This is a genomic window from Vibrio sp. SCSIO 43140, from assembly GCF_023716585.1.
Classification (GTDB): domain Bacteria; phylum Pseudomonadota; class Gammaproteobacteria; order Enterobacterales; family Vibrionaceae; genus Vibrio; species Vibrio maritimus_B.
In genome coordinates this window covers 852,475-878,789 of record NZ_CP071850.1, presented here as the reverse complement: position 1 = coordinate 878,789, position 26,315 = coordinate 852,475, and the positions used below count along the sequence as shown (strand labels likewise).

22 protein-coding genes are annotated in these 26,315 nt (G+C 46.9%); 7 read left to right on the top strand and 15 right to left on the bottom strand.

The features are described from left to right. Positions 1 to 45: 45 nt before the first annotated feature. The 6 genes from menE to J4N45_RS04255 all read right to left on the bottom strand — a co-directional run bounded on the left by menE (position 46) and on the right by J4N45_RS04255 (position 7,375). Positions 46 to 1,467, bottom strand: a complete 1,422-nt coding sequence (gene menE, locus J4N45_RS04280; protein WP_252013748.1) for an o-succinylbenzoate--CoA ligase — start codon at positions 1,465 to 1,467, stop codon at positions 46 to 48. After that, positions 1,467 to 2,471 carry an o-succinylbenzoate synthase gene (gene menC, locus J4N45_RS04275; protein WP_252013747.1) on the bottom strand — a complete coding sequence of 335 codons (1,005 nt, stop codon included), beginning with the start codon at positions 2,469 to 2,471 and terminating at the stop codon, positions 1,467 to 1,469. Before menC ends, menE begins: the two co-directional genes overlap by 1 nt. Before the next feature lie 176 nt (positions 2,472 to 2,647). Next, complete coding sequence (menB, locus tag J4N45_RS04270) at positions 2,648 to 3,514, bottom strand: 1,4-dihydroxy-2-naphthoyl-CoA synthase (RefSeq protein WP_128649945.1); 867 nt, start codon at positions 3,512 to 3,514, stop codon at positions 2,648 to 2,650. Between the two features lie 12 nt (positions 3,515 to 3,526). Further along, a complete protein-coding gene (gene menH, locus J4N45_RS04265) occupies positions 3,527 to 4,366 on the bottom strand; it encodes a 2-succinyl-6-hydroxy-2,4-cyclohexadiene-1-carboxylate synthase (RefSeq protein WP_252013746.1) in 840 nt (279 codons plus the stop codon). A 1-nt stretch (position 4,367) separates the two neighbouring features. Next, entirely contained in the window at positions 4,368 to 6,071 is a 1,704-nt protein-coding gene (gene menD / locus J4N45_RS04260) for a 2-succinyl-5-enolpyruvyl-6-hydroxy-3-cyclohexene-1-carboxylic-acid synthase (protein WP_252013745.1), read from the bottom strand. Then, the gene (locus J4N45_RS04255) at positions 6,068 to 7,375 is read right to left on the bottom strand and encodes an isochorismate synthase (RefSeq protein WP_252013744.1); all 1,308 of its coding nucleotides are present in this window, start codon (positions 7,373 to 7,375) and stop codon (positions 6,068 to 6,070) included. Before J4N45_RS04255 ends, menD begins: the two co-directional genes overlap by 4 nt. Positions 7,376 to 7,603: 228 nt before the next feature. On the opposite strand from J4N45_RS04255, the gene J4N45_RS04250 reads away from it, so the two are divergent. The 3 genes from J4N45_RS04250 (at position 7,604) to J4N45_RS04240 (ending at position 10,852) form a co-directional block, all read left to right on the top strand. Further along, positions 7,604 to 8,818, top strand: coding sequence for a pyridoxal phosphate-dependent aminotransferase (locus tag J4N45_RS04250; protein WP_234494276.1), 1,215 nt, complete (start codon positions 7,604 to 7,606; stop codon positions 8,816 to 8,818). A gap of 81 nt (positions 8,819 to 8,899) precedes the next feature. Further along, a complete protein-coding gene (yfbR, locus tag J4N45_RS04245) occupies positions 8,900 to 9,484 on the top strand; it encodes a 5'-deoxynucleotidase (RefSeq protein ID WP_252013743.1) in 585 nt (194 codons plus the stop codon). Positions 9,485 to 9,499: 15 nt separating this feature from the next. Continuing rightward, positions 9,500 to 10,852, top strand: a complete 1,353-nt coding sequence (locus J4N45_RS04240) for an anti-phage deoxyguanosine triphosphatase (RefSeq protein WP_252013742.1) — start codon at positions 9,500 to 9,502, stop codon at positions 10,850 to 10,852. A 12-nt stretch (positions 10,853 to 10,864) separates the two neighbouring features. Here J4N45_RS04240 and J4N45_RS04235 read toward each other — a convergent pair whose 3' ends face one another. Beyond that, positions 10,865 to 11,506, bottom strand: a complete 642-nt coding sequence (locus tag J4N45_RS04235; RefSeq protein WP_252013741.1) for a tRNA-uridine aminocarboxypropyltransferase — start codon at positions 11,504 to 11,506, stop codon at positions 10,865 to 10,867. Between J4N45_RS04235 and rrtA the strand changes: the two genes are divergently transcribed. Next, the gene (gene rrtA, locus J4N45_RS04230; RefSeq protein WP_252013740.1) at positions 11,505 to 12,047 is read left to right on the top strand and encodes a rhombosortase; all 543 of its coding nucleotides are present in this window, start codon (positions 11,505 to 11,507) and stop codon (positions 12,045 to 12,047) included. The two genes, J4N45_RS04235 and rrtA, sit on opposite strands and share 2 nt — an antisense overlap. Positions 12,048 to 12,078: 31 nt before the next feature. Here rrtA and J4N45_RS04225 read toward each other — a convergent pair whose 3' ends face one another. The 7 genes from J4N45_RS04225 to tig form a co-directional block, all read right to left on the bottom strand. Then, the gene (locus J4N45_RS04225) at positions 12,079 to 12,372 is read right to left on the bottom strand and encodes a ComEA family DNA-binding protein (RefSeq protein ID WP_252013739.1); all 294 of its coding nucleotides are present in this window, start codon (positions 12,370 to 12,372) and stop codon (positions 12,079 to 12,081) included. A gap of 176 nt (positions 12,373 to 12,548) precedes the next feature. Continuing rightward, the gene (ppiD, locus tag J4N45_RS04220; protein ID WP_252013738.1) at positions 12,549 to 14,408 is read right to left on the bottom strand and encodes a peptidylprolyl isomerase; all 1,860 of its coding nucleotides are present in this window, start codon (positions 14,406 to 14,408) and stop codon (positions 12,549 to 12,551) included. A gap of 185 nt (positions 14,409 to 14,593) precedes the next feature. After that, positions 14,594 to 14,866, bottom strand: a complete 273-nt coding sequence (gene hbs, locus J4N45_RS04215) for a non-specific DNA-binding protein Hbs (protein ID WP_006075676.1) — start codon at positions 14,864 to 14,866, stop codon at positions 14,594 to 14,596. Between the two features lie 194 nt (positions 14,867 to 15,060). After that, positions 15,061 to 17,412 (bottom strand): endopeptidase La, encoded by a 2,352-nt coding sequence (lon, locus tag J4N45_RS04210; RefSeq protein WP_252013737.1) that lies wholly within the window; start codon positions 17,410 to 17,412, stop codon positions 15,061 to 15,063. Positions 17,413 to 17,529: 117 nt separating this feature from the next. Next, on the bottom strand, positions 17,530 to 18,810 hold the full coding sequence (clpX, locus tag J4N45_RS04205) for an ATP-dependent protease ATP-binding subunit ClpX (protein ID WP_042474030.1): 1,281 nt from the start codon (positions 18,808 to 18,810) through the stop codon (positions 17,530 to 17,532). Positions 18,811 to 18,933: 123 nt separating this feature from the next. Beyond that, positions 18,934 to 19,557 (bottom strand): ATP-dependent Clp endopeptidase proteolytic subunit ClpP, encoded by a 624-nt coding sequence (gene clpP / locus J4N45_RS04200; RefSeq protein ID WP_042474027.1) that lies wholly within the window; start codon positions 19,555 to 19,557, stop codon positions 18,934 to 18,936. 105 nt (positions 19,558 to 19,662) lie between these two features. Further along, positions 19,663 to 20,967 (bottom strand): trigger factor, encoded by a 1,305-nt coding sequence (tig, locus tag J4N45_RS04195; protein ID WP_234494284.1) that lies wholly within the window; start codon positions 20,965 to 20,967, stop codon positions 19,663 to 19,665. 549 nt (positions 20,968 to 21,516) lie between these two features. On the opposite strand from tig, the gene J4N45_RS04190 reads away from it, so the two are divergent. From J4N45_RS04190 to J4N45_RS04180, 3 genes are all read left to right on the top strand, one after another. Continuing rightward, the gene (locus J4N45_RS04190; RefSeq protein ID WP_252013736.1) at positions 21,517 to 23,322 is read left to right on the top strand and encodes a sensor histidine kinase; all 1,806 of its coding nucleotides are present in this window, start codon (positions 21,517 to 21,519) and stop codon (positions 23,320 to 23,322) included. Further along, a complete protein-coding gene (locus tag J4N45_RS04185; RefSeq protein WP_252013735.1) occupies positions 23,319 to 24,662 on the top strand; it encodes a sigma-54-dependent transcriptional regulator in 1,344 nt (447 codons plus the stop codon). Before J4N45_RS04190 ends, J4N45_RS04185 begins: the two co-directional genes overlap by 4 nt. 88 nt (positions 24,663 to 24,750) lie before the next feature. Further along, on the top strand, positions 24,751 to 24,936 hold the full coding sequence (locus J4N45_RS04180) for a hypothetical protein (RefSeq protein WP_234494287.1): 186 nt from the start codon (positions 24,751 to 24,753) through the stop codon (positions 24,934 to 24,936). A gap of 16 nt (positions 24,937 to 24,952) precedes the next feature. Here J4N45_RS04180 and J4N45_RS04175 read toward each other — a convergent pair whose 3' ends face one another. Further along, positions 24,953 to 26,314: a TRAP transporter large permease gene (locus J4N45_RS04175; RefSeq protein ID WP_234494288.1), complete on the bottom strand. Its 1,362-nt coding sequence runs from the start codon at positions 26,312 to 26,314 to the stop codon at positions 24,953 to 24,955. Position 26,315 lies beyond the last annotated feature (1 nt).

The window sequence follows — 26,315 nt, the reverse complement described above, 5'->3', positions numbered from 1 at the left end:
GGTTATTATGGTGAGCGCTGTCAGGAATGAAAATTCCGATTTGGACTATGAAATAACAATAAAATCCGACTGAGCAGACCTTAACCAGGTCTTCACTGCTTTTCTGGAGACCTTAATCCCCGATGAAAGCAGATGTTCCGGCATCTGAACATAGCCAATTGGATGCTTGAACTTAGGTAAATGAGGTCGCAAAATGTCATTCATTGCGACCACCGTTGGTAAACTGTCAGACTGGACTACAGCAATACAACGAGTTCCAAACTCCGTGTCCTCCACGGGAACAACGATACTTTGGGAAATCTCACTCAATTGATTGAGCGCTGCTTCCACCTCCTCACAGTGAACATTTTCGCCACCAGAGATAAACAGGTTATCAGCACGCCCAACCACAACGAGCTCGCCTTGCTCATTCCAACGTCCCAAGTCCTTAGTATCAAACCATCCATCCACTAACTCTAGTTGGCGAAGCGCTCCTTGGACGTAATAGCCCGCGGCTAAGGTATCCCCTGCCACATAGATACGCTCACTCTCCACCTTAATCACACGTCTTGGCAGCAAGTAGCCTGAAGATGGGTGACTATCGACTCGTTTTGCCGTTACCGTCGAAGCGGTCTCTGTCATGCCGTATCCCATCCATGCTTCGATGCCTTGCAATTGCGCTTGTTTAATCAGTTCGTGCGGGATGTGACTGCCTCCAAGCAGCACACGCTTTAGTCTGGTAACCCATCCGTTATCGACGATACGCTTTAGTTGAGTAGATACCAATGAGGCATGCGTCACCTTAGCAATATCACTAGCAAAGTCGCCTGACGCAATACGCAGCCCACCACCAGTGACGAGCCAGCGCCAAACGATAGCTAATCCCGAAACATGGAACATAGGCAGGCTGAGCAGCCAGGTATCGCTACTCGAATATTGGAACTTCTCCAATAGCCCCTCTGCTGAGGCGACATGGTGGTTAGCTGAATGTACAACGGCTTTTGGCTGGCCTGTCGAGCCGGACGTAAAGACGATCGATGCGATCGGTGAACCAGGTGGAAGATCTTTAGCTGAACCTAGCAAAGGGCTTTGCTGCGCTTCACCTCTGTCAATGTTATGCAGCGAGTATTCATCGGCATTTGGAGAGCTGTCCATTCCCCCCCAAACGCAGGCACTCTCGGTCGGCTGATAAAGAGTGTCAAACTTAGCAGTTAGCTGTTCCAGCGGTTGATTGGCAACGAGTGCAGGCACTGCGCCATGCTGCAAGCAAGCAAGGTATCTTAGGACTAGGCTAAATTCTGAACGTCCAGAAAGGCAGACTACCTTACCCGCGTGGACATTTTGATATCGAAGTGTCGACACCAGTCCATCGATTCGTTTGGTAAGGTCGAGCCAAGTAATGGATTCGGTAGCGGTGGTAATGGCAATCTTATTGGGCGCATACCGCGCCCACTTCTCGCAGAGATTCACAAAGGTCGTGTTAGACATTAAGCCGTCGCATGCCCATGAGATTGCCAATATAAAGTTTGCTCAGACAAGGTTTTGACTGGCAATAAACATCCCGGCCAAGGCGTTTCAAGTTGAGCACCAAACAATTGCATGGTATCTAGACCGGGCGTTTCATCAGGCACTTGCCAATGCGACAGTCGAGCCAATTGCCCCAGCCCAACGCTCGACTCAAGACTTGAGCTAATCACAACTTTGATGGCATGGCTGTTGGCTTCTTCAATCAAACGAATACACTTTTGCACGCTACCAACCAAGGTTGGTTTGATAATCAAAGCTTTAACACCGGTCAGATGTTTTACGGAAAAATCTGGCTCACGTACGGCTGCCTGAAGGGTTTCATCCCAAGCAATGGCGATACCCGTATCAATGGCGAAGGAAACACTGTCTCCTGGGCTCTGGCACGGCTCTTCAATAAATGCGATGCGCTGCCTTAGAGACGGTGATATGTATTTAGCGAACTGCTTGGCTTTATCCAAAGTCCAAGCTCGATTGGCATCAAGCCTTAGGGTTAGATCTGGAATCGACTCTAGGAACAGGCTAACAATCATTCCGTCACGAATCGCTTCATACAAGCCGACTTTGATCTTAGCGACTTTCTTACCTTGCATGTTGTTGAGAATAGGAATGAGCTCGTCAGGATCGCCGCTGCATAGCGGCGCAGCACGATAGTTACCTTCGCTAGGTAGGCTGCCTTCGAGTTCCAACAATGCAGCCGACAGACCGAACGCAACTGACGGTACACATTGTTCGATATTGATCTGTTGATGATTGACCCACAGCTCAAGCTGCTCTTGAGCTTGCATGCCAGCCATTTCTAATGATTCTTGACTAAATCCAGGAAGAGGCGCGATTTCTCCCAACGCCGTTTTGCCGCTGTCGCAAAGCTCGACAATCCAGCCCTCTCGGTTGGTAAGTTTTTGATCGCGAAGAATAACACCACTGTCCATAGGCAGACTGTAGCGGTAGAGTTTTGCTTGTCTCATGTTTGTTTCCCACTTCATAAGAAGTTATCACTACCACAGACCTAAATGTGTGGCAGTGAACAATACACCGTATTTAGGCTCGCTTTTGCATTAAGAGTTCCAAACAATTGTTGCTCAAAAATGTTGCAAAATGTCACCTTGGTTTGCAGCACAATGAGAGTGCTGCAAGCCCTTCATTACGGGTTTCTTGGGAACTTATCGAAGTCTGGACGACGCTTCTCATTGAAAGCGTTACGACCCTCTTGACCCTCTTCGGTCATATAGAACATCATGGTCGCATTACCCGCCAACTCCTGAAGACCTGCTTGGCCATCACAGTCTGCGTTGAGCGCAGCTTTCAAGCAGCGCAGCGCCATAGGGCTGTGTTGCAGCACTTCACGACACCAACGCACTGTCTCTTTTTCTAGGTCCTCGAGAGGCACAACTGTGTTGACTAGCCCCATATCGACAGCTTCTTGCGCATCATAGAAACGGCATAGGAACCAAATTTCACGAGCCTTCTTCTGACCTACAATGCGAGCCATATACGACGCGCCCCAGCCGCCATCGAACGAGCCTACTTTAGGGCCAGTTTGACCAAACTGAGCATTCTCTGCTGCGATAGTGAGATCGCACATCATGTGCAGAACGTGACCGCCACCAACAGCCCAACCCGCTACGGATGCAATCACAGGCTTAGGGCAGGTACGGATTTGACGTTGGAAGTCCAAAACATTGAGGTGGTGAGTACCAGAATCATCTTGGTAACCGCCATAGTCACCACGAACGCTTTGATCACCACCTGAGCAGAACGCCTTCTCACCAAGACCAGTAAGAATGATAACGCCCACGCCTTCGTCATAGCGTGCATCTGCCAACGCCTTAATCATTTCATTGACAGTTCTTGGCGTAAACGCATTGTGTACTTGCGGACGAGCGATCGTGATTTTTGCAATGCCATCTTTAGATTTGTGATATTTGATCTCTTCAAAATCGCCCGTTACATCGGCCCAATCTACGGGTGCGTAAAGCTCTTCTTCTGTTAATCCAACGGTTTTAGCCATGATCTATTCCAATTATTTTATTAAGCCTAAGCTCTTTTGTTCTAGATAGTTACGCAGCTTTGAAGCAAAAGCTTCAGGCTGCTCTTTATGTACATTATGGCCCGCATTGGCAATCACCTCGGTTTGGAGATTGCTCTCTTTTGCAAGCTCAGTAAATTTGTGGTCAAGCGCCCCGCAGATATACAGCGGGACTCTGCCTTGATCAAACGACAAGGCCTGCACTTGAGGTAGCAAGTAAGGCTGTTTGGCTAGGGTGGTTGCTAGCAGCATGTCACTTAATGCACTCCCAAGGTTAACACTACGCTTGGCAATCAAAAGTTGTCTTTGCTCATGGTTTAGTGAGGAAAACACCGGCTGTCGATACCAGTCGGTCAAAACTGCTGCAATCTCTTCATCTCGAAAGCGCTCAGCCCATTGACTATCGTTATCTAGGCGACCTGAGCGAAGACTCTCTGTTTCTAGACCAAAATTACCACCTTCAATGACTAATCCATTAATCTTTAACGAGTTAAAATCATCAGCCTTCGAGTGACAATCGGTCATTAGGTACATCGCCAAACGTGCCCCCAGCGAATAACCGACCAAACATATCGACACTGTAGTGCCAAGTTTCTGTGCTTCAATACAGTTTAGTATTGTCGCACGAATCATTTTGCAAACTTGGTCAAAACTTTCACCTTTGATGGCACAACTTTTCCCATGCCCTGGAAGGTCAATCATCAAGCGAGAGTAATCAGGAAGCGCTTTAGATACCTCTAACCAGTCATCCCCAGATCCCAGAAAGCCATGTATAAACACCAGAAGTTGCGTGCTTTCTTCAGACTTCGCTGGGGAAAAATGACTTGCTAGCATGTTACTGCGCCACCGATTGGCTCAGCTCACGTATAAGAGTGCTCACTTCGTGAGGATCTGTGGTTACTTCTAGCAAAAGCGCACCAACGCCCTGTTCAAGGTGGGTAGACAGAGCTTGGCTAAGTTCAGTTGAAGACGCTGGCGCCGCATATTGCAATCCAAACTGCTTTGCGGCGTGTTCAAATCGATAGCCATGAGGCATTTGATAGCACTGCTTTTTGTGCTCTGCGGGTGCCGGCAAAATGTCAAATATCGCACCACCATCATTGTTGGTTACCACAACGATCGATGGCGTACTAACATTCGAAAACAGGGCGAGCGAATTCAGATCGTAAAGCAGTGATGTGTCACCGATATAAAGCACTAATGGGCCTTGAATACCACGCTGAACCCCAGCCGCCGTTGCGACAAGGCCATCAATACCGGAAGCGCCTCGATTAGTAAACGTCTCAATCGATGGAACACCTGTCACCATATCCACCAGCCTAACGATCAGGCTGTTGCCGATAAACAATGCGGTATCTTGCGGTAATTGCTCTATTGTTCTCGCGACATCAAACTCTGTAATGTGAGGTCTTTGAGGTACGTTCTCCAATACGCTATGAGATGCCAAAGAAAGCCTATCCGCCCACCCTTTGTGGCTACTATTGGAAATCACACTCGACGCAGACTCTAACCAGCTTTGGATATCTGCATGAATAAAGTTCACCCTCAAATGACTCGGATTCAGCCTATCGAGATAAGGCAACACAACCAAGTAATCGCATCGCTCCGACACTTGCCTATCAACCCAAGCCAAAAGTCGCTTCGATACTAACCTAGACCCAAATTGAACGATCAAGTCAGTTTCGCTCAGTTTTTGGCTAAGCTTTACGTTCTGAAGCCACATATCGTAGCGCTGCCATTTATCATGAGTACCTGACTGCGGGTCGAACAACACTGGCCATCCCAACAGCACGCCCAACGCTTTGGCTTTTTCAGCCTCCGCCAAGGTGACATTGCCGACTATAATGGTTCCTTTGTGTAAACCAAGATTAAGCGCCGTTATGTCTTCCACATCGACTCTGCTAGGTAACGGTTCTGAATAGGTTACGTAACACTGTTCACTATTCAACCAGGCATCAATTGCCGATAAATAGTCATTAAACGCTGATTTATCCTCTCCGCCATACAAAGGCTCTGGGAAGGGACAATTAATATGAATGCTCGAGCCTTTTTGCTTTTGCTCAGCAAACGCGTGATCCACGGAGGTCAAAAGCCATGAAAGAGGGACCTGCGTACTTGGAGAAGGTAAATTAAGCGCATGGGTGACTTGCTGAGAAAAGATCCCCGATTGCTCGATAGCTTGATTGGCGCCGCAACCAACCAGCTCAACGGGTCTATCTGACGTAAGCAGAACCAGCGGCTCTTTGGTGAGCTTTGATTCTGCAACCGCAGGCAACAAGTTCGCCACAGCGGTTCCCGAAGTCACGATAACCGCAACCGGAGTGTGCGTCGATTTGGCTAGCCCCAGCGCCAAAAAACCTAAACCTCTCTCGTCAAAATGAGTATGCACAGTCATATCGGGATGAGCGACTGCTTCAAGCGTGAGCGGCGTGGAGCGTGAACCTGGCGCGATGCAGATATGTCTTACACCTTGTCGATAACATTCTTCTATTAAAACTTGAGTCCAAACCCGATTCAAAGCCGCTTGGTTGAGACTCATGATGCGACCCCTAGCGATGGATTGTCTGAAATAAGGCTCAATAAAGTAGACATCTTTTTATCGAGCTCTTGCCATTCATGAGCCGCAACGGACCCTGGTACAATGCCAGCGCCCGCAAAGAGCTGGACTTCATCTTTCATCAGCAGCGCACTGCGAATCGCGACGCAAAACTCGGCTTTTTGATGGCTTAAATAGCCGACGGAACCGGCATACCAACCACGTGCAAAGGGTTCATTCTCTTGGATATAAGCCAGTGCTTCGCTTCGCGGCAAGCCCGCTACCGCAGCCGTTGGTTGCAGAGCTTGCAGCAGTTGAACCGCATTGATGCCCTTACTAAGCTGAGCGACAATATTACGCTTAAGATGCTGCACTTTACGAAGACGAACTAGGCGCAGCTCTTTCTCTAGATGCACCTCACTCGAATGTGGAGCAAGGCTCTGCAAGATGTCATCAACCACGTATTGGTTTTCATTGATGTTCTTAAGATCTTGGGTCAACCAATTGGCAAGCTCCATATCTTGCGCGGCATTGTCACCACGACCGATGGTTCCCGCTAGGGCTTCAGTCTCAAGTTGCTGGCCAACACGGCGATATAAGCGCTCTGGTGTGGAACCTACAAATGCAAGTTCCTTTGATAACGCCATGAGAAAGTGAAAGCTATGGTGGTTTTCACGATAACTCGCTTTGAGAAGCTGTGCCGGTGAAATAGGGTCTTTGATGTCAATCGTGGTTTTGCGCGCTAACACCACTTTCTTGAATCTGTCCTCTTCAATCCCCGCTAACACATCATCGACCAGCTCATGCCACTGCTGCTCGTTTGGCGTATGTGTCATGCCAACAATAGAGGTTGCCAGGGGTGGCAGCTCTGTCACGTCCGCCATCAATTGCTTGAGCGCACCGATCGCCTTGTCAACGCTCATACTGATGTTGACCGCGATGCGCCAAGAGGCGTCAAAACGGATTAACTCGACTTGAGGAAGAAAGAAGAAAGCCGACATACAGCGCCTGTTTTTATCGGTGTGCCCATCAAATGAGCGACCACCCCAAACACGTTGGTTGTCCGCGAGAATGGCGTAGGCAGGAGACGCTTCTGAGAAAGTGTGCAACTGACCCAGCGCGACGACCTCTTCACGCGTATCACGTGACTGCCAATAGAATTTTGGAAAGTGAGGTTGAGCTTCTAGCCAATCAATGCAATGAAACTTCGGATGACCCTGTATTTCTTGCTCAATGCGCTTGCAACCTTGTGGTGCCTGTTCGAGCTTGCTGATAAGCTGAGCGATAGCCGTTGTTAACTGAGACAAATCAACCTCATAACCTTAAAATTTGTTTCTATATACACGAAATACTCTATTTCTACCAAACGCATAGATCAAGCAACAAGCTGTTTTATTGCTCGCAATGTTAACCTGCTCAGTACAACCCTATTCATACCGTCTCTTTATTTTTCACTTTTAGCAGATTTATATTCTTTCAAATGCCAATTTGGTGTAATTTAGTAAAGAAATTATCGAATTTTTAGGAATATAACAATGAAAAATATCGGGATGTCGTCAAAACTCGATAATGTCTGCTACGACATTAGGGGACCTGTACTCAAACATGCTAAACGCATGGAGGAAGAGGGACATAAAATACTGAAACTCAATATCGGTAATCCCGCCCCATTTGGTTTTGACGCCCCTGATGAAATTTTAGTCGATGTCATCAGAAACCTACCGACTTCTCAAGGTTATTGCGATTCCAAAGGTATATACTCCGCTCGAAAAGCGGTAGTTCAACATTACCAACGCAAAGGCATTCGCAGTCTGGACGTCGAAGATGTTTACATCGGTAATGGTGTATCTGAGCTTATTGTAATGGCGATGCAAGCACTGTTAAACAACGGGGATGAAATGTTAGTTCCCGCTCCTGATTATCCACTTTGGACGGCAGCGGTATCCTTGTCTGGCGGTAACCCGGTTCACTACCTGTGTGATGAAGAAGCAGATTGGTATCCGGACCTGGATGACATCAAGAAGAAAATCACACCGAAAACACGTGGCATCGTGCTTATCAACCCGAACAATCCAACGGGCGCAGTATACAGTCGCGACTTTCTGCTCGAAGTGATTGAGATTGCTCGCCAACATAAGCTGATCATTTTTGCCGATGAGATCTACGATAAGGTTCTCTATGACGGAGCAACGCACACCTCTGTCGCGACCTTGACGGAAGATGTGCTGGTTGTGACCTTTAATGGTCTTTCGAAATCGTACCGTGTGTGTGGGTTCCGCGGCGGTTGGATGTTCATGACTGGCCCTAAAGAGTACGCCACGGGCTATATTGCAGGTCTAGAGATGCTTGCCTCCATGCGTTTGTGCGCCAATGTGCCGATGCAGCATGCCATTCAAACGGCACTTGGTGGTTATCAGAGTATTAATGAACTCATTTTACCTGGCGGTCGCCTACTTGAGCAGCGTGATAAGGCTTATGACCTAATCACACAGATACCGGGAATTTCTTGTGTGAAGCCTAAAGGGGCGATGTACCTGTTCCCGAAAATTGATACCAAGATGTACAACATCAAGGATGACCAAAAAATGGTGCTCGATTTCCTTAAACAGGAAAAAGTTCTGTTGGTACAGGGGACTGGCTTCAACTGGCCGAAACCGGATCACTTTAGAATCGTCACGCTTCCGCATGTAGAAGACCTAGAAATGGCCATCGGCCGATTTGAAAAATTCCTGTCTACCTATAGCCAGTAACTCTTTCATATTTCAGCCATAAAGCCTATTCTTAATACGCGCCAAACTGTCACTCTGGCGCGTATTAAGGGGATTCGCTGTATGAAAGAAAGTCATTTTTTCGCTCACCTTGCTCGCATGAAACTGATCCAGCGTTGGCCACTTATGCGCTCTGTCTCTACTGAAAACATCTCAGAACATAGCCTCCAAGTTGCCTTCGTCGCCCATGCGCTAGCCATCATCAAAAATAAGAAATTTGGCGGCAATACCAATCCAGAGCGTATTGCAATCTTAGCCATGTATCATGACACGAGTGAAGTATTGACTGGGGACCTCCCTACTCCGGTTAAGTACTACAACCCTGAAATAGCGAAAGAATACAAAAAGATAGAAGCGGCTGCAGAGCAAAAGCTGTTATCGCTTCTCCCTGAGGAGTTTCAAGAAGACTTTCGACCTTTCCTGATTTCTGATGCCGCATACGAAGAGGATACGCAGGTCGTCAAACAGGCAGATTCTATCTGTGCCTACCTTAAGTGCCTTGAAGAGCTGAGCGCGGGTAACCACGAATACGCGCTAGCAAAAAAGCGATTGGACCAGACCTTGCAGGAGAGAAAAACGCCAGAAATGGATTACTTTCTGAATACGTTTGCTCCAAGCTTTGAATTATCGCTGGATGAAATCAGCTAGTACTCAGGAGAGAGCATGAATCACAAAAATCCCTTGCTAAGTGCAGCCACTCTTGAGCAACTGGATGTCTGGCAAGCAAGACACAGTGATGAACACAAGCTGAGAAGAAACGATCACCGCGATCCATTCCAGCGTGATAGGGCGAGAATACTCCATTCAGCCGCGTTTCGCCGCCTGCAGGCTAAAACCCAGGTCCATGGCACTGGGGTGAATGACTTTCATCGAACTCGACTTACCCACTCACTTGAAGCGGCTCAAATTGGCTCAGGTATTGTCGCGCAGTTACGACAAAAACAGCCCGAGTTCGATGCATTATTACCCTGTGATGCTCTGATTGAAGCGCTCTGTTTAGCGCATGACATCGGTCACCCTCCCTATGGGCACGGTGGTGAAGTCGCGCTTAATTACATGATGCGCGAATACGGTGGCTTTGAGGGCAATGCACAAACATTCCGAATCGTCACTCAACTCGAACCTTATACTGAATCACACGGGATGAACTTGACCAGGAGAGCCTTGTTAGGCCTGCTGAAGTACCCCGCCCCGCTCAGCCGCACTTGCTCTGACAAACTGCCTCAACCAGTCGCCCATCAGCGTCAGCTTAAAGCCAAAGACTGGTCGCCAGCCAAGGGCATCTACGACAAAGATGACGCTCAATTCGATTGGGTACTGCAACCATTAACGCCATCCGATAAAGCGCTGTTGCAAACCATGCGCCCCGGAAAAACATCGCAAAATGGCCACCGAAAGACACAGTTTAAGTCTCTTGATTGTTCGATCATGGAGCTTGCTGATGACATCGCCTACGGCGTGCACGATCTTGAAGATGCCATTGTACTTGAGCTCGTCAATAAAGAGCGTTGGCAACTGAGTGCTGCAGAGGCTTTAAAGAAACTAGAGCCCAACTGGTTAACCGAGAACATCGACTCCATTTCTGAACTGCTGTTTTCTGGTAAGCACTATGAACGTAAAGATGCCATTGGCGGCATTGTAAACGCACTTTTGACCAGCATTGAAGTAAGAGCCGTCGTTAACAATCAATTCGAGAGCCCGCTGCTTGCCTACAACGCCTACCTTGAGGAAGGGATGGCTGCGGTGCTTGACGTTCTTAAGCAGTTCGTCAGCGACTATGTGATTCAAGTACCACGGGTACAAATCTTCGAGTACAAAGGCCAGCAAATCATAATGGATTTGTTTGAGGCACTCAGCGCTGACCCAGAACGACTATTACCGGAGTCGACGTGTAACTTATGGAAAAAAGCGTGCGGTCAACACGATGATGGTATGCGCGTTATCGCCGATTATGTCTCGGCAATGACAGATGGCTATGCTCAAAAGATGCATCAACAGCTGTTTGCTGCAAGCTAGTTTTCTATCGCCTTATTTATTATCGCGATGTTTTTGAGCGCAATATCTTTGAACACGATAGTTTCGCTCGAACACACCTTCTGGCATGTTTTTGATTTGAAAGCCAATCATCTCATTAAATGCATTAACAAGGGGGGTAAAGTCGATGTCGGGCTCAATCGTTTCAAGTAAGTGAAACCCAGCTTCTACGGTCGATAGCGCATTGCTCGACGGTGCTTTGCGAATACGGTAATCACCAATAAGATCATCGGCCAACTTTACCAAAGGCAATGAATGTAGGTTGGTAGACAGCTTCCACATTTTAAATGCCTTTTTCCATGTACCGTCCAGTAATATCACTCTAAGAGGCTTGCTCTCACTATCATCAGCTAGAGTCTCTGCCGGCATTGCTCCTTCACCGGGGTAAAGCACAACGGTACGATAATCTTTGTCATCAATTAAGGCATTTAACTCAGTGTGTTGACTGAAATCCTCACCAACAAATAAAGAGGCATTGCCAAGGGACAGAGACAGAATTCGAGCGGTGCCCAAGGGGCGTTTTTCTTCGCTAGTATGCTGCAAAATGATCAATTGTGTGTCACAGTGGATGAGCTCTATCCACTGACATATACACGCCCGCTTTGCTTTGAGGCATTTTGGACAATAACGAGACATGGACACTTCTTTCGTCATAAGGCTATCGCTGTTTAGTTTTCTCTGCGCTTTGCTTCAACTGCCCACGCTTCAAGAGTGGGTTGAATGGAATAAACTAGCCATCTATTCGGGCCAGTGGTGGCGGATAGTAACAGGAAACTTCTCCCACACCAACTTAGCACACCTTGCAATGAACTTAGCTGGTCTTTGGGTTATTTGTTACCTGTTTCGTCCTAGATGGCGCACCCTCGTCGCCGTCGTTTTGGCCAGTGCGACTATCATAGGTACGGGACTGTTGATGACATCTTTAGGTCAATACCTTGGCCTGTCAGGTGTACTTCATGCCGTCTTCGCCTTCTGGGCGTTGAAAGAAGCCATAGAAGGACGGCGATCCAGTTGGTTACTCGTCATAGGTGGGGTTGCTAAGGTAGGCTGGGAGTCGATTTATGGTGCCTCCGTCGCTACAGCAGCACTAATAGAGGCCAGTGTGGCAACCCAAGCACATGCCATTGGATTGATGGCAGGCTTGGGTCTTGCACTTTACTACCACTATCGTAGATAAAGTGTATCTCCGATATAGCGAACTGAAGCCGCTATAGAATAATACGGTCGCGATTCTTTTCGACCGTCGCAGCACCAATGCCTTTCACCTGAGTGAGATCGTCGGCAGACTTGAACTTGCCGTTGGCTTCTCGATAATCAACTATCTTTTGTGCCTTATCGATTCCAATACCTTTGAGAAGCTCCGCAAGCTCCTCTGGTTCTGCTTGGTTGATATTCACAGTTATCTCTATCCCTTCCAACTTATCACCTTCAGAGGCCCAAAGAGAGCCTATAGGAGCGACGAGTAAAGCGATAGCAAGCCAGATTGACGTAATTAGTTTCATGATAATCCCTATTTGTTTTGGTGTTCGAGTGAGCCAAGTTAAGGGATAAGTGTGAGAGAGGAAGTCATTGGAGCAGAAACTATAACGGACTGCAGAAGCAGTCCGTTATTATTTGATTATCAGTTACATTCTTATGTGAACGCACCAACATCTATGCGGCCATTACCGCTCACCTATTACTGAGCGTCTAGGAAGTACTCGATCTCAGTATTGCTGCGCAAAATCGCGATAACTGAAGTCAGATCTTTCTGAGTGGCTTCACGCGCCATTTGTGCACCGATTTGCTCATTGTAAGCATTGTCGTAATCAGACGCCACTTTGCTCAGCTCTACGACCACAATATTGCCTTGCATGTCTTTGGTTTGAGCAAAGGTTGCTGCACCTTCTTCAGGCTTAGACATAGCAAATACAGTGCCCGCTAGTGGTGAGCTGCGGTCGATCGTCTCTAGCTCGCCAAACACTAGGCTATTTGCATCTAGAGTATCTGTCTTACCTTCTTTTAGGTCATTAACCAGTTGAACACCAAGCTCCATTGCCGCTTGTTCGCCTTTTACTTTCGCTAGCTGTGTTTCAACCTGTTCTTTCACTTCTTCTAAAGGAAGAACCGTTTGATCACGAACGTCGTCCACACGAACCACAATGATGTGCTCAGGTGCGATTTCCATTGCCTCTGAGTTAAGACCATCTTCTTTCACTTCAGGAGACTCTAGTGCTTGCATAACGGCAGGCGATCTTAGGATCTCAGGTGCGTCAACTTGAGAGATGAAGTCCGTTGTGACGACTTTTTGGTTTACGGCTTTTGCTGCATCATCCAAAGAGTCTGGGTATTCAAAGGCAACTTTCTCTAGCTCATTTTGAAGGCTGTAGAACTCATCAATCGCAACCTGGTCACGAAGTTCTGCGATGATTTCATCTTTCACTTCAGCAAGAGGCTTAGACTCAGAAGCTTTTACCGCATCCAGTTTGATGATGTGGTAGCCAAAGTCAGATTTCACTAGACCCGTGCGGTCACCAACATTAGCAAGCGAAAATGCCGCTTCTTCAAATGCTGGGTCCATGACATCACGCTCAATCCAGCCTAGAGAGCCACCTTCTTCAGAGCTACCAATGTCTTCAGATTTCTCTTTCGCAACTGTCGCGAAATCGGCACCCGCATTTAGCTCGTCAAGAATAGCTTGAGCTTTCGCTTCGTCATCACCTTGAACTAGGATATGGCTGACTTCACGCTGTTCAGACGTTGAGTACTTGTCTAAGTGCTCATCGTAGTACTGCTGCACATCCGCATCGGTAACTTCAACGCTGTCTTTTAGCGCTTGCGCAGATAGCTCGATGTAAGACACTTTTACTTGCTCTGGGCGAGTAAATTGAACTGGGTTTTCGTCGTAATACTGTTGAATCTCTTCTTCAGTAATCGTCGCTTTGTTAGCAAACTCTTCAAGAGAAAGAGTCAGCGTTTTGATATCACGCGTTTGAGTTAACAGCTTGCCTTGAGATTCAATTTCACTCGGAAGTGTAAACTCACTGCCTTGCAGTGCACTTAGCAGTTGGTTACGAACTAGGTCACGGCGAAGGTATTCAGCAAAGCTGTCTGCGCTGAAGCCAGCACGGCGAAGCGTTGCTTGATAGATTTCTGGGTCGAACTTGCCGTCGTTTTGGAACTGAGGCATTTCTAGCATCATTGTACGAATTTGAGCATCGCTAATACGAAGACCCAAAGACTCTGCATGTTGCTCAAGAAGGACATCGTCAATCATGCGGTCTAGAACAGACTTACGGAAAGAAGCGACATAGCTTGGATCGCCAAGTAGAGTCGAGAAGTACTCGCCCATTTGCGATTGCATACGATTACGCTCGTTTTGATACGCTTGCTCAAACTCGCCACGACCGATCTCAACATTACCCACTTTTGCAGCTGTGTTGCCAATACCGCCTGCGATATAGCTGCCTACACCTGCAAACACAAAAGACAGAATAATGAGTCCTAAGATAATTTTAACCGCGATGCTATTCACGCCTTCGCGAATTCGCTCCATCATAATTTTATTACTCTCCAGATAGGAAGGGTTATCTTCTACTGCTTGGGATAATATCAGAAAAAGAAATGCGCATCAGTAAGATGCGCATATTTAAAAAAGGTTCGACTTTTTTTGTCGATTAAGCTTGTTGAAAGCTTAATTTTTGTGCAGTTAATGCAAGGTTTGCGACTAACTGCAACAAAAGATTAGTTACAAGCGTCTTTAAGAGCTTTACCTGCTTTGAATGCAGGAACTTTAGCTTCAGAGATTTGGATCTCTTCACCAGTTTTTGGGTTACGACCAGTACGCGCTGCACGAGTACGAACGCTAAATGTACCAAAGCCAACTAGAGCCACTTGATCACCTTCTTCTAGAGTAGTGCTCACTGCTTCGATGAAAGCATCTAGTGCACGGCCAGCTGAAGCTTTAGATAGATCTGCGTTCTCTGCGATTTTTTCCACTAATTGTGTTTTATTCACTGTGTTTCCCCTTTCTGTTACCAGATTATTATTTTTAAAAGGTAACGTTAGTTCCATTCTCGTAGTTAAAGACTCCAAGCCTTGTCTATCAAGGGCTTCGGAGTTACATAGCTAAAGTTAGTGCCACAAAAAAACGCTGACAAGCTTTTTTTACCTATCAGCGTATTTCTTTTACCTAAATTTGGGGCACATCACTATTTTACAGGTTCAAACGCCGCTCCAAGCGGTGCTCGCTCTAGTGCTACCTCAAGAACTTCGTCAATCCATTGAACTGGAATCACTTTTAGATCCGCGATAACGTTGTCAGGAATCTCTTCCAGATCACGCTCGTTATCTTTAGGAATCAACACCGTTTTGATACCACCACGGTGCGCTGCTAACAGCTTTTCCTTCAGACCACCGATTGGAAGCACCTCACCACGCAGAGTAATTTCACCTGTCATGGCTACCTCAGCTTTTACTGGGTTGCCAGTCAGGCTAGAAACAAGCGCAGTACACATCGCGATACCCGCACTTGGGCCATCTTTTGGTGTTGCACCTTCAGGTACGTGAACGTGGATATCACGCTTCTCGTAAAAGTCAGTGTTAATACCAAGCTTTTCAGCGCGCGAACGTACCACCGTCATTGCCGCCTGAATCGACTCTTGCATAACGTCGCCAAGCGAGCCCGTTTGCGTCAGCTTACCTTTACCCACCATCGCTTCTGTTTCGATAGTCAGTAGGTCGCCGCCCACTTCTGTCCACGCTAGGCCAGTCACTTGACCAATGCGATTGCTGTCATCAGCTTTACCGTAGTCAAAGCGCTGTACGCCAAGATATTCTTTCAGATTGTCTTGGTTGACCGTCACTTTCTTCAGTTCTGGGTCAAGCAGGATGTTCTTCACTGCTTTACGACAGATCTTCGAGATTTCACGCTCTAGGCTACGTACGCCCGCTTCACGAGTGTAGTAACGGATGATGCCGATGATCGCTGAGTCTTCAATTTCAATCTCGTGCGCTTTCAGGCCATTGCGTTGTACCTGTTTAGAAACAAGGTGACGCTTCGCAATGTTTAGCTTTTCATCTTCGGTGTAGCCCGACAGACGAATCACTTCCATACGGTCCAAAAGTGGGCCCGGAATGTTCATCGAGTTCGATGTCGCCACAAACATCACATCCGAGAGATCGTAGTCGACCTCTAGATAGTGGTCGTTAAATGCATTGTTCTGCTCTGGGTCCAGAACCTCAAGCAGTGCAGAAGACGGATCGCCACGCATGTCCGATGACATCTTATCGATCTCATCAAGTAGGAATAGCGGGTTCTTAACGCCTACCTTAGACATCTTCTGGATAAGCTTACCTGGCATCGAACCAATGTAAGTACGACGGTGACCACGGATTTCCGCTTCATCACGTACGCCGCCTAGTGCCATACGCACGTACTTACGACCCGTTGCTGCCGCAATAGAGCGACCAAGAGAGGTTTTACCCACACCTGGAGGACCAACAAGACATAGGATAGGACCCTTAAGCTTATTGATGCGGTTTTGCACGGCTAAGTACTCAAGGATGCGTTCTTTAACGCGTTCCAAACCATAGTGGTCTTCGTTCAGTACTTCTTCAGCTTTCGCTAGGTTTTTCTTAACCTTAGAGCGCTTCGCCCACGGTACACCTACCATCCAATCGATGTAACTGCGTACCACAGTGGCTTCAGCGGACATTGGAGACATCATCTTAAGCTTTTGAAGCTCTTGTTCTGTCTTCTCTTTCGCTTCCGCTGGCATTTTCGATTCTTCGATTTTTGCTTTTAGCGTCTCGAACTCATCCGGCGCATCATCAAGGTCACCCAACTCTTTTTGGATAGCCTTCATTTGCTCGTTGAGGTAGTACTCGCGCTGTGATTTCTCCATCTGCTTCTTAACGCGACCACGGATTCGTTTCTCAACTTGTAATAAGTCAATCTCCGACTCCATTTGCCCCATTAGGAATTCAAGACGCTCTGTCACATCCAGCAATTCAAGCACTTGTTGCTTGTCAGCGAGTTTCAACGGCATGTGCGCAGCGATAGTGTCGGCAAGACGGGCTGCTTCATCGATACCACCTAGAGAGGTCAGTACCTCTGGTGGGATTTTTTTGTTCAGCTTGATGAAGCCTTCAAATTGGTCAATGGCACTGCGCACAATGACTTCTTCTTCGCGCTCTTCAAGCTCTGGAGTAATTAGGAATTCTGCATCCGCAACGAAAAAGTCTTCATCACGGTAACTGCTGATGTTTGCTCGCTGTTGACCCTCAACAAGCACCTTCACTGTACCGTCAGGAAGTTTTAGTAGCTGCAGGATCGTAGCAACAGTACCCGTGGTATACAGGTCATCAATGGTTGGCTCTTCAGTATCTGCTTCTTTTTGAGCTACTAGGAGTACTTGTTTGTCATTGTCCATCGCTGCTTCTAAACAGCTGATCGACTTTTCGCGGCCAACAAACAAAGGAATCACCATGTGTGGGTATACCACAACGTCGCGCAGAGGCAATACCGGGATTTCTATACGCTCGGAACGTTCCAAGTTCATATTATTCTCTCTTCCGCTTAGTATTATTTTCAGTATATGGGGGCGTATTCGTTGGATTCAATAAAGAAATAAAAAAAGGAGGTAATGATTACCTCCTTTTTGAGTGAACTTGGCAAATTACTCTGCGCTTGCCACTTGATTGTCGTTGTTGGTGTAGATAAGTAGCGGTTCTGACTCACCATTTATCACACTTTCGTCGATAACCACCTTGCTTACATCTGTTGCCGATGGAAGCTCATACATGGTCTCAAGAAGCACACCTTCAAGAATTGAACGCAGACCACGAGCACCTGTTTTACGCTCCATCGCTTTAGCAGCGATCGCACGCAGTGCATCTTCGCGAAACTCAAGTTCAACACCTTCAAGCTCGAACAAGGCACCGTACTGCTTAGTAAGGGCGTTTTTAGGCTCGTTCAAGATTTGAATCAGCGCGTCTTCATCCAGCTCAGTCAATGTTGTCGTGACTGGAAGACGGCCGATGAACTCAGGGATAAGGCCGTATTTAACCAAATCTTCTGGCTCAACTTGAGTGAACAACTCACCAACGGTTTTAGTTTCGTCTTTAGAGCGAACTTCCGCACCAAAGCCAATACCAGTTCCCGTTGCTACACGCTGGTCAATCACTTTATCTAGACCGGCAAATGCACCGCCACAGATAAATAGGATCTTAGATGTGTCCACTTGCAAGAACTCTTGCTGTGGATGCTTACGACCACCTTGAGGTGGAACAGAAGCAATCGTACCTTCAACCAGTTTTAGCAGTGCTTGCTGCACACCTTCACCGGATACATCGCGCGTAATTGATGGGTTTTCTGCTTTGCGTGAGATCTTGTCGATTTCATCGATATAAACGATACCACGCTCTGCTTTTGCTACGTCGTAGTCGCACTTTTGCAGCAGTTTCTGAATGATGTTTTCTACGTCTTCACCAACATAACCTGCTTCGGTTAGTGTTGTTGCGTCGGCCATAGTGAATGGAACATCAAGGAAACGAGCAAGCGTCTCAGCAAGCAGCGTTTTACCACTACCTGTTGGACCGATAAGGAGGATGTTACTCTTACCGAGTTCAACACCGTCTGCCGTAGTATCACCATTGCGCAAGCGCTTATAGTGGTTGTATACGGCAACAGAGAGAACTTTCTTCGCATAGTCTTGGCCGATTACGTAATCGTCTAGGTGCGCGCGAATGTCTCTTGGCGTTGGCAACGCTTCAGATTCCTTCTTCGGCAGCACATCTTTGATCTCTTCGCGGATAATGTCGTTGCACAAGTCAACGCATTCATCGCAAATGTAAACAGACGGACCTGCGATTAGCTTGCGAACTTCGTGCTGACTTTTGCCACAGAAAGAGCAGTACAATAGTTTACCACTACCGCCCTCTTTGCTTTTATCTGTCATTCGCTAACCTCTTAGCCTTTACTTTCTATGTTTTGAGTGTATATCACTTTAGACTATATTGCGCCCGAGAATTCATTTTTCAAGGGCTGCAATCCAGTCTTATTTCACTCAAACGATGACGGGTTAACCGCGGTGGGTCAAAACTTCGTCGATAATACCGTATTCAGCTGCTTGAGCCGCTGACATGAAGTTGTCACGGTCAGTATCTTTTTCAACAACTTCGAGTGGTTGACCTGAGTGCTCAGCAAGAAGTTTGTTTAGCTTCTCTTTGATGGTCAGGATTTCTTGCGCGTGAATTTGAATATCAGATGCTTGACCTTGGAAGCCGCCTAGCGGTTGGTGAATCATCACGCGAGAGTTTGGCAGCGCAAAGCGTTTACCTGGAGCACCACCAGCAAGTAGGAAGGCACCCATTGAACATGCTTGACCAGTACACAGTGTGCTGACGTTAGGTTTGATGAACTGCATGGTGTCGTAGATAGACATACCCGCTGTTACACTGCCACCTGGTGAGTTGATGTAGAGGAAAATATCTTTGTCAGGATTTTCTGATTCTAGGAAAAGCATTTGGGCGACGATAAGATTCGCCATGTTGTCTTCCACTTGACCAGTCAAGAAAATGATTCGTTCTTTTAGTAGTCGCGAATAAATATCGTAAGAGCGTTCGCCGCGGGAAGTTTGTTCAACCACCATAGGTACTAGCGCGTTCATAATTGGCGACATTGCATTTTTTTCTTGGTAGCTCATATTCTTATGTCCCTAAAATAAATGGCCCGGATGATAAACATCATACGGACCATTGTTAGCAGAGAAGTCGACTCTAAGTCAACCTTCTATACAAGATATTGCTTATTAAGCTGCAGGCTGCTGGTTCATTAGCTCGTTGAAGCTAACTTCTTTGTCAGAAACCTGTGCTTTAGCTAGGATCGCGTCGATCGCTTGCTCTTCAAGTGCAACGTTGCGCATGTTGTTCATCATTTGCTCGTTTTGCTCGTAGTAAGCGATAACTTCTGATGGATCTTCATATGCAGTTGCCATTTCAGAGATAAGCTCTTTCACTTTCTCATCACTAGCTTCTAGCTCTTCAGATTTGATCACTTCACCTAGAAGAAGACCAACAACTACGCGACGCTTAGCTTGCTCTTCGAATAGCTCACGTGGAAGCTGAGCTGCAGCTTCTGGGTTGCCACCGAAACGCTGTGCAGCTTGCTGACGTAGAGCACCGATCTCTTGATCGATTAGTGCAGCAGGAACGTCGATGTCGTTCTCTTTAACTAGACCGTCAAGAGCTTGCTCTTTGATGCGGTTCTTGATTGCTTGCTTAAGTTCACGCTCCATGTTCTTACGAACTTCAGCTTTAAGAGCGTCAACGCCGCCTTCAGCTACACCGAACTTAGCAACGAACTCGTCGTTGATTTCTGGTAGTTCTTGAGCTTCAACTTTGTTCACTTTGATTAGGAACTTAGCTGCTTTACCTTTTAGGTTCTCAGCGTGGTAATCTTCTGGGAAGTTTACGTCGATTTCGAATTCCATACCCGCAGTCTTACCTTGGATACCGTCTTCAAAACCTGGGATCATGCGACCAGCGCCCATTTCTAGTGGGAAGTTCTCAGCTTTACCGCCTTCGAACTCTTCACCGTCGATAGAACCAGTGAAGTCGATTGTTACACGCTTGCCGTCTTCAGCTGCTTCTTCAACTTCAGTCCAAGCTGCTTGCTGCTTACGTAGAGTTTCGATCATCTCTTCAACGTCTGCGTCTTGTACTTCAGTCGTTGGTTTTTCAACTACAACGTTCTCTAGACCCTTAAGTTCAACTTCTGGGTAAACTTCGAAAGTTGCAGTGAATACTAGATCTTTACCAGCTTCGTTCTCAACAGGAGCGAAAGTTGGTGCGCCTGCTGGATTGATTTTTTCAGAAACGATTGCTTCGATGAAGTGACGTTGCATAACTTCACCCATCACGTCTTGACGTACTGCTTGGCCGTACATTTTAGCAACCATCTTCATTGGCACTTTGCCTTTACGGAAACCATCGAAACGACGGTTTTTCGCGATGTTGCGTAGTTCAGCTGTCACTGCGTCTTCGATGTTAGCAGCAGGAACAGTAATGTTTAGACGGCGCTCTAGGCCCTCTAGAGTTTCAACAGTAACTTGCATTGTATAAACCTCAGTTTGGCTCAGTGTTGGCTGAGCGTATGAGCGTCAATATCACGGGGATACTTCCGCTTCATCCTTGTTAGTACCAAACGTACTTCTTTAAAATGAGCATCGATAACCAGTCAATTATGCCTTATACAGCACTTTGCTCTGGATATCGGACTAATGAGTGACGTCTTCTTTAGCACTGAACATGTCAGTTAGAACATGTCAGTTAAAGGCATCTCTGATTAGTCTCAGGACAAAATTTCAGACGCGACATTCTAGCGATCTCCACCTACCCTGTCGAGTCGAACTCGGGTCAATCGACGCTTTTGTCGCTAAATACTCAAAGAAAAGGGAAATCAGTGCTGATTTCTCCTAAGTCCACATTGAAATGGGGACAATATCGACTTTTTCAAGAGATTGAAGGGCTTTTTTTGGTGAAAGACGAAAAAAGAGATCTTGCTCCTGTTTTGCTGGTCTTCCACCTCTCAGTTCTTATAACTTTTTCGCCACAATTTCCTTATATTCGTTAACCTATAGATATCGAGCTGTAGAGGTGCTGTCATGCGATTAAAACGGATTTTAGTGAGCTTTATTGCACTGTTTGTTTTTATCTCTGCGACAGCCGGTCACTGGTATTGGAGTCACAGCTTTGAAGCGATGCAATTGCAACACCAAAACTGGCTCAACCGCTTTGTCGAGACCATAGATAGCAAGCTTGATAAATATCGTCATATTCCTCAGCTTCTATCGCAAGACAAGGAGTTAGTCGACGCTCTGCAAGCGCCTAAAAACTCCGCGCAGATTGAAGTGACCAATCGCTATCTTCAACAAGCCAATACCATCATCCTTGCCTCTGATACTTATCTATTGGATCGCTATGGCAATACGATCGCCTCGAGTAACTGGAATCTTCCCCATTCGTTTGTCGGCAAAAATTTTGCGTTTCGACCCTACTTTCAAAATGCAATTGAGGGTAAACAGAGTGCTTACTTTGCACTAGGCTCGACATCAGGACAAAGAGGTTACTACTACTCGTTCCCTGTGACCTATGCCGCTGACCACATAGGCGTGGTTGTGGTTAAAATGGATCTCTCGTCAATCGAGCGCAGCTGGCAAAGTGATAACAGCATTTATGTTGCCACCGATAACAATCAGATCGTTTTCATGTCGAGTGATGCCGATTGGCTTTTTACCAGTCTCTCCGATATTGATTCTGAAACACTAACGTCAATACGTGACTCTCGACAGTACCTGCAAACCGATATCAAAAGCCTTGGCTTTCAAGGTGACTTGCTTGCTTCATCTACGTTGCTCACTAACCCAAAAGGGAATATTTTTACCAAACAGTATTTGGCTACCCAACGTGACTCCGGCATCCCAAACCTAATACTTCGCGTGCTAACGCCGCTATCCGCGCTCTATATTGACCTCTTCAGCTTTATTAGCGTCATAGCTCTTGTGTTTATTTCCCTTTATCTCGTCGTCGCGCTGGTAGAAAACCGTCGCTATCGCCATCGACAAATCGAGCAACTACAAGCAGAAGCTAAGCAAAAACTTGAGTTTCTCGTCATGGAAAGAACCGCGGAATTGCATGTGGAGATTGATGAACGAGTCAAAACAGAGAAAGCACTGCGCCAAGCACAAGATGAACTCATTCAAGCAGCAAAACTCGCGGTGTTAGGACAGATGTCAGCCAGTATCAGTCACGAGTTGAACAATCCACTTGCTGCAATAAGAAGCTTTGCAGAAAACGGGCAACGTTTTATCGATAAACACAAGGTGGATCGTGCCAAAGACAACCTAAATCGTATCGTCGCCCTGACTGAGCGAATGGCGAAAATTAGCCAACAGCTCAAATCTTTTGCCAGACGAAGCGACGCAAATGAGCTAAGCGAAGTCAAATTGGCACCGGTACTGTTCTCAACCATTGAGCTCATACAACCTCAGCTTAAGAGCCACCAAGTTAAGCTAGATTGTGTCATCGATCAGCAAGACATTCTCGTTGTCATTAACCCTATTCAGCTTGAGCAGGTGCTTATAAACCTAATGACCAACGCGATGCAAGCGATGGAAAACAGCCCTCAAAAGCAGTTAAATCTCAGTGTAGAAACAACAAATCAGGCGGTTACTATCCACGTCGATGATTCCGGTCCTGGACTACAGAATTACTCAGAGGAGAATCTGTTTGAGCCTTTCTACACCACGAAGGAAAACGGCCTGGGGTTAGGGCTCTCTATCTCTCAGCAAATCATTCAAAACCTGCATGGACAAATCCATGTCACTCAATCCTCTTTAGGGGGCGCTCGCTTTAGTGTCGAACTACCGATAACCGACTCAGCATTGACGCCCACAAGGAAGCCTGTATGAGCCAAGTTTTTTTTATTGATGATGAATCCGACATTCGAATCGCCTTGGAACAAAGTTTCGAGCTTGCCGATATCGATGCCAAATTCTTTGCCAATGTCGAAGATGCACTCCTCTGCCTCAAACAAGAGAAACCACTCGCCATTATTTCAGATATCCGATTACCAGGTTTATCTGGGTTAGATCTGCTCAACACAATCAGCCACCACTATGCGGGGATCCCGGTGATTCTCATTACCGGGCATGGTGATATATCTATGGCCGTCCAGGCCATTCAAGATGGTGCTTACGACTTCATTGAAAAGCCGTTCTCTGCAGAGCGCCTTATTGAGATCACCGAACGTGCCATCGAAAAGCGCCAGTTAACCCTAGAAAACGAGCAGTTAAAACGCTCTTTAAAAGCCAGTCAAACGCTAGGGCCTAGAATAATTGGCGACACGGCCGTGATTCAAAACCTGCGAGAAACCATCTCTGCGGTTGCGGACACTCACGCCGATATACTACTGTTTGGAGAAACGGGTACGGGTAAAGAGTTGGTGGCACGTTCACTCCACGAGCAAAGCACTCGGAAAGACGCCAATTTTGTCGCTGTGAACTGCGGCGCGGTTCCTGAGAACCTTATTGAAAGTGAGCTGTATGGCCATGAAAAGGGGGCATTTACTGGCGCAGAAACAACCCGCGTAGGTAAATTTGAGCATGCTCAAGGAGGCACTCTGTTTCTAGATGAGATAGAGTCCATGCCGATGCAAGCTCAGATCCGTCTGCTACGCGTCCTGCAAGAGCGTTCAATCGAGCGTGTCGGTTCGAATACGTTAATCCCACTTGATATTCGCGTCATTGCAGCCACCAAAACCGATCTAAACCAAGCGTCACTTGAAGGCGATTTTAGACAAGACCTCTATTACCGACTCAACATTGTCACGCTGGATCTCCCACCATTAAGAGAGCGTAAAGACGATATCGCTGCCCTATTTCACCACTTTCAGCTAGTGGCCGCTTCTCGCTATGGAAAGACCGCTAACGCTCTTAGCCCGCAAGAGCTAAGTCAGCTAATTAGTCATGATTGGCCGGGTAATGTGAGGGAGCTACGAAACTGCGCCGAGCGTTTTGTCTTGCTGGGTAAGATTCAAGCGGGAGATAACGCTAACGACTCGAAGGACACGGGGCAAACCCTTGCAGAGCAGGTAGGGCTGTTTGAGAAAAGTGTCATTGAACAGGCTCTGATTGAAACCAACGGCAGCATCAAAGAAACCATGGAAAAACTCAATGTCCCGAGAAAAACTCTCTACGATAAAATGCAGAAATATCAGCTTATTAAGGAATCCTACAAAAGTAATCCCTAAAATAAACTAGAACTGTGATTGAGATCTCCTAGACTTATAAATGTAAACACAATGTTGCATAACAACTTTGGAAAGAGGGAGAGATCTGATGGGCGAAAAAACCAAGGTGCCCTTCATTTCAGACACTGTTGAGATTGATGGTATTTTTTACGTTGAGCAGCGTGTTGAAGTTGGGGACAGACGCAAACAAAAAGCGAAGCGCGTATTCTACGAAAGACGCTTCCAGCCCGACCCGAGGGCACAACATGGGAAACATATTGATGAGGAGGTCTAACGACCTCCTCTTTTTGTTACTTGGTAATAATTTCTGGTCCCATCAAGGTCGTTGGCAGCCAAGTCGACACCCAAGGTACATAAGTCACGATGATCAAGAATAAGAACATCACACCCACCCATGGCAGAGCAGCTTTGACCACACCCATCATCGACATCTTAGCGACACCAGCCGTCACAAACAGGTTAAGCCCAACGGGCGGCGTAATCATGCCTATCTCCATGTTTACTACCATCATGATGCCGAGGTGAATTGGATCAATCCCAAGCGCAATCGCAATTGGGAAAACCAACGGCGCGACAATGATAAGTAGACCAGACGGCTCCATAAACTGACCACCGATTAGCAGCAACACGTTAACCACAATTAGGAAGGTGATCGGTCCCAAACCCGCAGAAAGCATCGATTCAGTGATCATCTGAGGGATACGCTCTTCAGTCAGGACATGCTTGAGAATCAATGCGTTTGCGATGATAAACAGCAGCATAATAGTGAGCTTGCCTGCTTCAAACAGTGTGTGCTTGGTATCTTTGTGCACAAACGTCTCAAAGACTTTGATTAGAGCCGGTTTCTTGTTTTCCTTGTCGGCAAACGGCCCCATATCCTTATAGATGAAGTTAGCGATCAAGAACGAGTAAACCGCTGCTACCGCTGCCGCTTCTGTTGGCGTAAATACCCCGCCATAGATCCCTCCAAGGATAATCACCACCAGCAGCAAACCCCAGCTTGCTTCACGAGCAGAATCGAAGACCTCTTTCCAGCCTACAAATGGCTGCTTTGGAAGACCTTTTACTTTGGCAGCAATATAAATGGCAATCATCAGCATCAACCCAGCAAGCAAGCCGGGAATGACGCCGCCAAGGAACATGCGACCTACCGAAACGTCAGTTGCTGCCGCATAGACCACCATAACGATCGATGGCGGAATAAGAATGCCTAACGTCCCTGCATTACAGATAACGCCAGCGGCAAACTCTTTGGTATAACCGTTCTTAATCATACCTGCGATAACGATACTACCGATGGCGACCACCGTCGCTGGCGACGAGCCAGACAGAGCAGCAAACATCATACAAGCCACCACCGATGCCATTGCCAATCCACCTCGGAACCAGCCAACCATGGCAATCGCAAAACGGATAATTCGCTTCGCCACACCACCTGTCGACATGAAACTGGATGCCAAAATAAAGAATGGAATCGCAAGCAGTGTGTAGTGCCCAGCAAAGGCATTAAATAGAGTTTGAGCAACCGAGGCCAGTGAAGCATCAGAGTGCATCAACAAAAACAGAATACTTGAAAGGCCAAGAGACACCGCAATCGGCACGCCGATAAGCATAAAGCCTATCACCATTAGAAAGAGTAATAGAATATCCATG